At 62.5% G+C, this 8,742-nt stretch carries 10 protein-coding genes; 9 read left to right on the plus strand and 1 reads right to left on the minus strand.

Features of this window, described 5'->3' with window-relative positions:
• The 9 genes from Y708_RS22765 to Y708_RS27335 form a co-directional block, all read left to right on the plus strand.
• Positions 1-658, plus strand: a 658-nt coding sequence (locus Y708_RS22765; RefSeq protein WP_155853677.1) for a M24 family metallopeptidase, incomplete at its 5' end; no start/stop codon positions are given.
• 16 nt (positions 659-674) lie between these two features.
• A complete protein-coding gene (locus Y708_RS0104230) occupies positions 675-2,114 on the plus strand; it encodes an NAD-dependent succinate-semialdehyde dehydrogenase (protein WP_028278965.1) in 1,440 nt (479 codons plus the stop codon).
• Positions 2,115-2,855 carry a sulfite exporter TauE/SafE family protein gene (locus tag Y708_RS0104235; RefSeq protein WP_028278966.1) on the plus strand — a complete coding sequence of 247 codons (741 nt, stop codon included), beginning with the start codon at positions 2,115-2,117 and terminating at the stop codon, positions 2,853-2,855.
• A 41-nt stretch (positions 2,856-2,896) separates the two neighbouring features.
• Positions 2,897-5,401, plus strand: a complete 2,505-nt coding sequence (locus tag Y708_RS22770) for a DEAD/DEAH box helicase (RefSeq protein WP_253905679.1) — start codon at positions 2,897-2,899, stop codon at positions 5,399-5,401.
• Positions 5,402-5,555: 154 nt separating this feature from the next.
• Complete coding sequence (locus Y708_RS0104245) at positions 5,556-5,807, plus strand: type II toxin-antitoxin system Phd/YefM family antitoxin (protein ID WP_028278967.1); 252 nt, start codon at positions 5,556-5,558, stop codon at positions 5,805-5,807.
• On the plus strand, positions 5,804-6,064 hold the full coding sequence (locus Y708_RS0104250; protein WP_028278968.1) for a Txe/YoeB family addiction module toxin: 261 nt from the start codon (positions 5,804-5,806) through the stop codon (positions 6,062-6,064). The genes Y708_RS0104245 and Y708_RS0104250 overlap by 4 nt, the downstream gene beginning before the upstream one ends.
• A 122-nt stretch (positions 6,065-6,186) precedes the next feature.
• Complete coding sequence (locus Y708_RS0104255; protein WP_028278969.1) at positions 6,187-6,468, plus strand: helix-turn-helix domain-containing protein; 282 nt, start codon at positions 6,187-6,189, stop codon at positions 6,466-6,468.
• Positions 6,465-6,935, plus strand: coding sequence for a HipA N-terminal domain-containing protein (locus Y708_RS27330; protein ID WP_051478585.1), 471 nt, complete (start codon positions 6,465-6,467; stop codon positions 6,933-6,935). The genes Y708_RS0104255 and Y708_RS27330 overlap by 4 nt, the downstream gene beginning before the upstream one ends.
• The gene (locus Y708_RS27335) at positions 6,911-7,687 is read left to right on the plus strand and encodes a type II toxin-antitoxin system HipA family toxin (protein WP_275451100.1); all 777 of its coding nucleotides are present in this window, start codon (positions 6,911-6,913) and stop codon (positions 7,685-7,687) included. Before Y708_RS27330 ends, Y708_RS27335 begins: the two co-directional genes overlap by 25 nt.
• An 18-nt stretch (positions 7,688-7,705) precedes the next feature.
• Here the strand turns inward: Y708_RS27335 and Y708_RS29595 are convergent.
• Positions 7,706-8,742, minus strand: a 1,037-nt coding sequence (locus tag Y708_RS29595) for a glycoside hydrolase family 127 protein (protein WP_035775227.1), incomplete at its 5' end; no start/stop codon positions are given.

Genomic DNA, 8,742 nt, shown 5'->3' on the forward strand with positions numbered 1-8,742 from the left:
AAGTGCCGACGTCGCCCGAATCACCGGCCGGGTTGCAGCAGCGGCCCGCCCTGCTCAGTCGGAGAACCATGTCGCTGGAAAGCTGGTGGCGGCGCTTCTCGACGAAGGCATTGAATGCGTTGCCCTCTTTGTCGGCTCCGACAGCCGCATCGCTGAACACCGGCACCCGCTGGCCACCAACAAGATCATCGAACAACGGGTCATGATTGCCTGTTGCGGCCGTCGGAACGGCATGGTTGCCAGCGTCACCCGCATGGCGGCGTTCACGCCGCTCAGGGCAGAAGCCCAGCACTATCAGTCCCTGCTTGAAGTGGAGAGCCGGTTCCTGGACCACAGCCAACCGGGCGCCAACCTGGGCGAGGTCTTCAACCAAGGCGCCGCCGCCTATGCCGACAACGGCTTCGACCCAGACGAATGGCACCGCCACCACCAGGGAGGACTCACCGGCTATAACCCACGCGAACTCATTGCCCATGGTGCCACCGACCTCACCCTTGCCGACGGCATGGCACTTGCCTGGAACCCGTCCGGTATGGGTTTCAAGGTGGAGGACACCATTCTGGTGACCGACGGAGGACCAACCCTGCTCGCCACCGATGATCAGTGGCCATCCCTTACCGTAGGCGGCCGACGCCGGCCCGCCGTCCTGGAACTCTGACAGCCAAGGAGAAAACATGAATCTCAAGGAAGCGCGACACCTCATCAACGGAGAGTGGCACGCGGGTGACTCGACCAAAGACGTCACGGACCCCGGCAACGAGACCGTAGTCGGGCAAGTTGCCTGGGGCAGCCGGGACGACGCCGTCCGGGCCGCTGACGCTGCGGCGTCCGCCTTTGCGTCCTGGTCCGAATCAACCGTCCGCACCCGGTCCGACCTCCTGCGGAATGCGTCCGAGCTTCTCGCCGAGCGCAAGGACGAGGTTGCTGGCGTGCTTGCCCTGGAGGCGGGCAAACGGCTCCCCGAGGCCCAGGGCGAAGTGCAGTTCTCCATTGAGTACTTCCGCTGGTTCGCCGAAGAAGTTCGGAGGTCCGGTGGGTCAGTCAGCCCGTCCGAGGCGCCGGGCCGGCGTCATCTGACGTCCCGCAGGCCCATCGGGGTGGCGCTCAGCCTCACACCCTGGAACTTCCCGGTCTCCATCCAGGCACGCAAGCTCGCAGCGATGCTCGCTGCGGGATGCTCCGTGGTGGGACGGGTCAGCGAGAAGGCCCCTCTTGCTGCCACCGGGCTCTTCGAGGTGCTCGTCGATGCAGGCTTCCCTGCCGGCGTTGTCAATCTTGTCCACGGTCCTTCGCGCGAAATCACAGCTGCGCTCATTGAACACCCAGCCGTGCGGGCGGTCAGCTTCACGGGGTCCACCGGGGTAGGCAGGCAAATCATGGCGCAGGCGTCCAACCGGGTTGTCCGGCCGCTGCTCGAGCTGGGCGGGAACGCACCGTTCGTGGTCTTCGAGGACGCCGATCTTGAGGCGGCGGTTGAGGGTGCCGTGATCGGCCGCCTGCGTAACACGGGTCAGTCGTGCGTTGCTGCCAACCGTTTCCTGGTCCAGGAGAGCATCGCCGACGAGTTTGCCACACGGCTCGGCCACCGGTTCGATGAGATGAGCATCGGACACGGGGCGCCCGGAGAGAGTTCCCCGGTCCCGGATCTGGGCCCAATGATCGATAGGGAACGCGTCTCGTCAGTGCAAATGCTCATCGATGACGCCCTGGAGCGAGGGGCCGAACTCGTGACCCAACGAACCGGGGTGCCGGACAAAGGTGCGTTCCTGGCACCAGCGCTGTTGCGCAACGTGCCAGCCGACGCGCCGCTGGTACAGGAGGAGGTCTTTGGGCCAGCCGCCGGCGTCGTCACGTTCAAGGATGAGGCCGAAGCGCTGGCGATGGCCAACGCAACTGAGATGGGCCTCGCAGCCTACCTGTGGACTGAGAATCCCCGCCGGTCCTGGAACTTCGCCGAGAAACTGGAGGCGGGGATCGTGGGAATCAATGATCCGGTGCCATCCGTCGCCTTTGCTCCGATGGGAGGAATGAAACAGTCGGGCCTGGGCCGCGAAGGCGGCGAACTCGGCATGGAAGAGTTTGAGGAGGTTCAGTACATCGCCTGGCGGCCGTAGGTGATTGTTCCAGCCCTCGTGCTGCTGGCAGTTCTTGTTGGCGCCGGTATGCAGCGGGTAACCGGGATGGGATTCGCCCTGGTAGCCGCCCCCTTTCTGGTGCTGCTCCTCGGACCGGTCGAGGGTGTGATCCTTGTCAATGTGTGCGGGGCAGTCACTGCCGCGGCGATCATTCCGAGAGTCTTCAGAGACGTTGACTGGCGGCGGTACAGGTTCCTTGCAGCCGCGGCGCTGCTGGGCATTGTTCCCGCCGCCATGATCGTCAGGGTGATTCCGGCGCCCGTACTGGAAATCAGCATTGGAGCATTGCTGGCCGGCGGTCTCACCGTCTCGTTGTGCCTACGCTCAGCTGTACTGTCGCCGCGGCGGCGTTACCTGACCGCCGCAGGTGCAATGAGCGGGTTCATGAATACCGCTGCCGGGGTTGGAGGGCCGGCCGTCAGCATCTACTCTCTGGCAACACGATGGCCGCACCGTTCCTTTGCAGCCACCATGCAACCGTACTTTTTCACCATCGGCTGCCTGGCTCTTGTGTTCAAGGCGCTTGCCGGAGGTGCGGTCCCCGAACTCCCGTGGGGCATGTGGCTGGCGGTGGCACTCACCTGTCTGGCGGGGATCGTCATTGGCGACGTGCTGGCGAAACACATCAGCATCCGGACAGCGCAGTTGCTGCTGATTGCCGTGGCCTATCTGGGCGCCGCCACCACAATTGCCCGCGGGGTGCACGGACTGCTTACGTAGCGGACAGCGCATGTGTTCCCTGGATTCCGTAACAATGGGGTGTGGACTTTGACCAAAACACGCAGGAAGAAGCCAAACTGCCGAGTGACGAGCAAGTCATCGCTCAACCAACACTCCCGTGGCCGGAAAATGCAGGCATGGTGGAAGCTCTGAAACCAGCGCGCACATCGGCTGGATCGAATTCCGTTGCCGTGTTGCGCGAACTCGAAGAACTACGTATCGACAACACTCGGCTGCGGAAAATTCTTGAACTCAGCGACGAGGAGGCAAGTGCCGCCCGACGGGATCAGACGGCACTGCCGCCGAGGCCCACCGGTCCAGTGACGAGGGACTCCCCGCCGGAAGACAAGGTTCACTTCTTCCAAGATCTATTTCATGCCCGCACCGACATCTATGCTCTGCGATGGGAAAACGCCCGCGAGGGCCGCGCGGGCTGGGTTCCCGCGGTCACCGGTGGCTGGCGCAAAGGCATGAATCGAGAGTCAGCGCCCTATCTCCCGCTCACTGCCGCAGTGCTGGCCGACCACCTTACCGGACGGCAGCACATTGGCCTTTACCCGCTCACTTCAGATGACAGGTGCTGGTGGATTGCAGCGGACTTCGACGGCGCAGCGGCAATGCTCGACGCTCTTGCCTATGTTAAAGCCGCCCGATACCGCGGCATTCCCGCAGCTTTGGAGATCTCCCAGTCCGGGCGCGGCGCCCACGTCTGGATTTTCTTCGCCAACGCCCTGGGTGCATCTCTTGCCCGCGAACTGGCCGCCGGGATCCTCCACGAGGCGATGAATCTGCGGGGAAGCATGAGCCTTACGAGCTACGATCGCTTATTCCCCTCGCAGGATACTCACAGCGGCAAAGGTGTTGGAAACCTCATTGCCGCCCCATTGAACGGAAAGCGACGACAGCACGGCACGACACTTTTCCTCGACACCTCAACGCTCGAGCCATACGAGGACCAGTGGGCGTACTTGTCCAGCTTGGACCGTTTGACGCCGGCGGCAGCCTCTCGGCATTTGCGGCAACTGCCGTCCGTCCGGACTGGCCACGAAGTCCGTCGCCTCGAACTTCCTCAGTCCTCAAAAATTGTGCCCCGCCCAGCACTCATCGTCCACGTGGACTTTGCCGCCCGCATCACGGTCAAGGCTTCGGACCTTGGGCCTTCCATGATCACCGCGGTCAAACACGCGGCATCCATGCCGAACCCCGCGTTTCAAGAACGCCAGCGTCAGCGCCGTTCAACGTGGAATCTTCCCCGTTTCCTGTGCAGCTACGACGAAACACTCGAAGGGGATCTCGTCCTGCCTCGAGGTCTTCTTCCCCTGCTTGAGGAACTGGTTGTCTCGGCCGGGAGTAAACTGCGGGTCAAAGACCTGCGAACCACCGGTACACAACAGAATCTTGCCTGCTCAGCTACGCTCCGCGTCGACCAGCAAGCGGCCGTGAAGGACCTCATCGCTGCCGATAATGGGATTCTGGTTGCGCCGCCTGGAACCGGGAAGACCGTTATGGCATGCGCGCTCATGGCGCTGCGCGGCATCTCAACCCTGATCCTTGTCGACCGCAAGGCGCTCGCTGACCAATGGCGCGCCCGTGTGGAGGAGTTGATGGGTGAAAAGTGCGGACAAATTGGCGGCGGACGTTCGAAGACCACCGGCCGGATCGATGTCGCACTGCTTCCCACGCTCGCCCGGCGGACCAATGTCGCGGAGCTGGCCGCTGGCTATGGCCAGATCATCGCCGACGAATGCCACCACGTGCCAGCCGCCGCATTCACCGATGTAATGAATCAGATTCCGGCCCATTATTGGCTCGGCCTCACGGCGACCCCGTATAGGCGCGACCGGCTGGACGAATTGATGTACCACCAGCTCGGCCAGGTCATTCACACGATGGAACCAACCGAACCAGGCCAGCTTCCAGCAGAGGCCGGGGATATCCCAGGCCCAGAGTTGGCGCTCAAGGTGCATTCGACGTCGTACTTTTATGACGGTGACGCCGAGCCCTCGGATCCGGGCGGCATGGCGCGAATCTACCAACACCTCATCGCGGACGACGCCCGATTGGAGCAGATCGTAGGCGACGTGCTGGAAGCCCACAGGAATCATGCGAAGATCCTCCTGCTAACTACGTGGAAGAAGCACTTGGATCGTTTCGCGGAAAGGTTCGCCAAAGCTGGTGTAGAGCCCGTCTTGCTGTCAGGGTCACTGAAGACAAAGCAACGGAAGGCCGCCGTCGATCTCATTAATGCAACTGATCCGGCGAATGGTCTCCTGGTGCTTGGCACCGGTTCCTACATCGGCGAAGGATTCGACTGCCCTCAACTGGACGCCTTGTTCCTGGCAGCCCCGATCTCGTTCAAAGGACGCCTGGTGCAGTATGCGGGCAGAATAGTACGTCCCCACCCGGGCAAGAGTCAGGCAATCGTGCATGATTACCACGACAGTCTCACACCGGTCCTCGCGTCGTCGTTGGCCAAGCGGGCGCCCGGGTACGTGGCGCTGGGATTCGACGACCCGCGGCGCATGACTCTTCGCCGTGCTCGTTGAACGTTTGTATACGAATCCATGCGCCGGCATCGCCGTCGTCGTGCCGGCGTTCCTCAATCGGAGAATAGACGCGGTGCTGATCGCCAGTTGTCGTTTTCGCCTTGTCCACCCACTCACCCAAGACGTACAATATTATGTACGTTAGGAGAAATTGATGAAGACAATGACCTACTCGGAATCGCGGGCGAATTACGCAGCCACACTTGACTCGGTACTCGACGACCGCGAAGAGATTGTTATCACCCGGGCTGGCAAGGACCCTGTGGTCATCGTCTCGCTGGACGATTACCAGTCCTTGAAGGAGGCCGCTTATCTTCTGCGAAGTCCTGAAAATGCACGCCGGCTGCTTGGTGCAATAGAGAACCTCGAACACGGCGAGGGTGTTGCGCACGAGCTCCACGAATGAGGCTGCTCTGGGACGAATCATCATGGGAAGACTACCTCTGGTGGCAAACAGAAGACCGCAAGATCCTCAAGCGAATCAATAGTCTGCTCAGCGATGTCCAGCGCAACGGCAATGAGGGCATCGGGAAACCCGAGTCCTTGAAGCACGGGTTCCAGGGGTACTGGTCCCGGCGGATCAACGACGAACACCGGCTCGTCTACAAGGTAGTCGGCGACGAGACCCGGATCGCCCAGTGCCGCTACCACTACAGCCGGTAGATGAGTGGAATCCACCGTCTCGCTAGCTCAATAATGATAACTAAACTAGCCTCTATCGTTGATAATGGTCACTTTACTGACCGTATGGCCTAGACTTAATTGTGGCGACAAAAAGAACCTCGATGAAAACCCAACGAGCTGCAGCCACCATTGGGGGCCAACTCCTCACGTGGCGAAAGCTTCTCGGTCTCACCGCACAGCAGGTCGCCGACCGTGCTCAGATCAGTCGCACCACACTCCGCAAACTCGAACAAGGCGACCTTGGCGTGGGATTCGGCGTATTCCTGGATGTTGCGCGCGTCCTTGGAATGAGCGAAACCCTCAGCACAGCGTTGGATCCCTACGAAACTGACTTCGGGCGTGCACGTGCTGACCAGCAACTACCGCAGAGAGTACGCCGTTGAGCGGGCCTGTTGAGGTCGATCTGGAGCTAGCGTCCGGACTGGTCCACGCGGGAACCGCCTACTTTGATGTTCGGCCCCGCAGGACAGGCACCACGTTCGCCTACAATCTTGAGTACCTCGCCCTGCGGCAGGCGTACGCCGTCGACCCCGGATTGCCTCTGGAAAATGGGAGCCAGCATATCTCCGGGATCCCTAGAGCGTTTCGGGATGCCAGTCCCGACCGCTGGGGACGCCGCATCATCGCGCGGAGGAGAACCGCCGAAGCGGCCGACAGAAGCGGCGCAGCGCGATCGCTCACGGACCGCGACTTCCTTCTCGGAGTTTCCGATCTCACCCGTCAGGGCGCACTGCGTTTCCGGATCGGAAGCGGACCCATCTGGATCCGGGCACCCTTGTCCCCGCGCTGGTATCTCTTCCCACCCTTCTGGCCTACGCCCGCAAGGTGGATCGGGGGCAGGACAATCTGACTGCTCTCAAAACTCTTCTCGCGGCTGGAACGGGAAGCCTCGGTGGAGCACGGCCAAAGGCCGCGATCATGAATGGTGAACGGATGGCGATCGCCAAGTTCCCGCATGAGGGCGATGACTGGAATGTCATTGGATGGGAAGGAGTCACCCTCGAACTGGCTGCCCTCGCCGGCATCAACGTCCCAAAGCATCGGCTGGAAGCGATCACCGGCGCCCCCGTTCTCATCCTCGAGCGCTTCGACCGCCACGGCGAACACCACCTCGGCTATGCGTCCGCCATGACAATGCTGCAGGAGTCCGAGGGAGCCCATGCGGACTACTTCGACCTGCTGGACGTGATCGATGAACAGTCGGACAATCCACGGGCTGACCGGGCGGAGCTATTCCGCCGCATTGCTTTCAATATCGTCGTCAACAACACGGACGACCACCTGCGCAATCATGGATTCCTTCGCGAGGGCAGCGGCTGGCGCCTCGCTCCGGCCTTCGATGTGAACCCCTCTCCCGGGTTCGCGGACGAACGCGTCACAGCTGTGGACGGAGCGGTCACCCGGGATGCCGCCATGAACAGGCTGATGAAATCCTCCGGCAACTTTGTCGACGACGACAAGCGGGACGAGATCCTGGCGCGCATCTCCGACGCTGTCTCAGGCTGGAGGAGCGTTGCCAGGACGGCCGGAATCAGCGCGTCAGATCAAAAACTCTTCGCCCCGCTGTTCGATAGCCGCCCCGACAGTTATCCGCTCCTCTGAACCACCGAGTGGAAACCGTCAGCGCGCGACGGGCATCCAGATCCGCATGGTGGACGGTCCGCGGTTGGCCCACGAGTAGTAGGGCACCAGCGGCGTGAGCTTTGGCTCTGAAACAGTGACCACGGTGGACGCGTCCTCCTGGTAGGGCCACTCCATCTCGGGTTGGATCCTGACCTTCGCCGGGACCAGCACACGGCCATTCTCGATCACCGGCGGGCCGTCCACGACAACCTCGGCCGCACCCACGTCAGCACCAAGGTCCACAGACTCCAGGCAGTAGACAACCGGGCCACATTCAACGGCGACCTGCCCACGCAGCGCGTCGATCTCCGGGTGTGGCCATGTCCAGCGCGGCTGAAGCGGAAGCTCCAGCTCCACGACGGTCCCTGCCGCTAAGGCCTCCTCGATCCGTGCGTAGCCGGGACCGGCCTTCCGGACCGAGTCACCCAAACGGACCGTGGTGCCGTCGGCCCATCCGGGGATACGCAGGGACAGCGCCCAGGGGCGGTCCGGCGCCTCGGTGACGGTGATACGGACGGTTCCTTCCGACGGATAGTCCGTCTCGATCTCCAGCTCGACAGCACTGCCGTCCGGCAGGCTGGTCCGGATACGCGACGGCGCATACTGGTGGATCTGCACCCCGGATTCATCGACCGTCGCCATGTAGGCGCCGAGCGAGGACAGCGTCCGCGCCACGTTGGTCGGGCAACAGGAAACAGCGAACCACGGCGCCCGCAAACTTGAAGCCGCGCGGGGACTGGGAGCATCCGAGTTGGGCTCGGTTCCCGCCTGGCGCTGGTGGAGGGTGTTCGTGTAGAAGAACGCCTTACCGTCCTCGGCCGGCGACGCGCTCACCACGTTGTACAGCACACGTTCCACAAGGTCGGCATGCTGCGACTGGCCGGTGCTCAGCAGAAGTCGCTGCGCCGTCTGGACTGCCGCCACTCCCGCACAGGTCTCGGAGTAGGCACGGTCGGAGGGCAGTTCGAAGTCATCGCCGAAGGACTCACCCTCATGGTGTGCGCCCATCCCGCCGGTAAGGTACGTGCGGCGGG

It is taken from the genome of Arthrobacter sp. H5, assembly GCF_000520595.1.
GTDB lineage: Bacteria > Actinomycetota > Actinomycetes > Actinomycetales > Micrococcaceae > Arthrobacter_D.

What these genes read in the sequence shown, in the direction of transcription:
- Y708_RS0104230 (WP_028278965.1), top strand. Translation starts at nt 675, where the DNA reads ATGAATCTCAAGGAAGCGCGACACCTCATCAACGGAGAGTGGCACGCG.
- Y708_RS0104245 (WP_028278967.1), top strand. Translation starts at nt 5,556, where the DNA reads ATGAAGACAATGACCTACTCGGAATCGCGGGCGAATTACGCAGCCACA.
- Y708_RS0104250 (WP_028278968.1), top strand. Translation starts at nt 5,804, where the DNA reads ATGAGGCTGCTCTGGGACGAATCATCATGGGAAGACTACCTCTGGTGG.
- Y708_RS0104255 (WP_028278969.1), top strand. Translation starts at nt 6,187, where the DNA reads ATGAAAACCCAACGAGCTGCAGCCACCATTGGGGGCCAACTCCTCACG.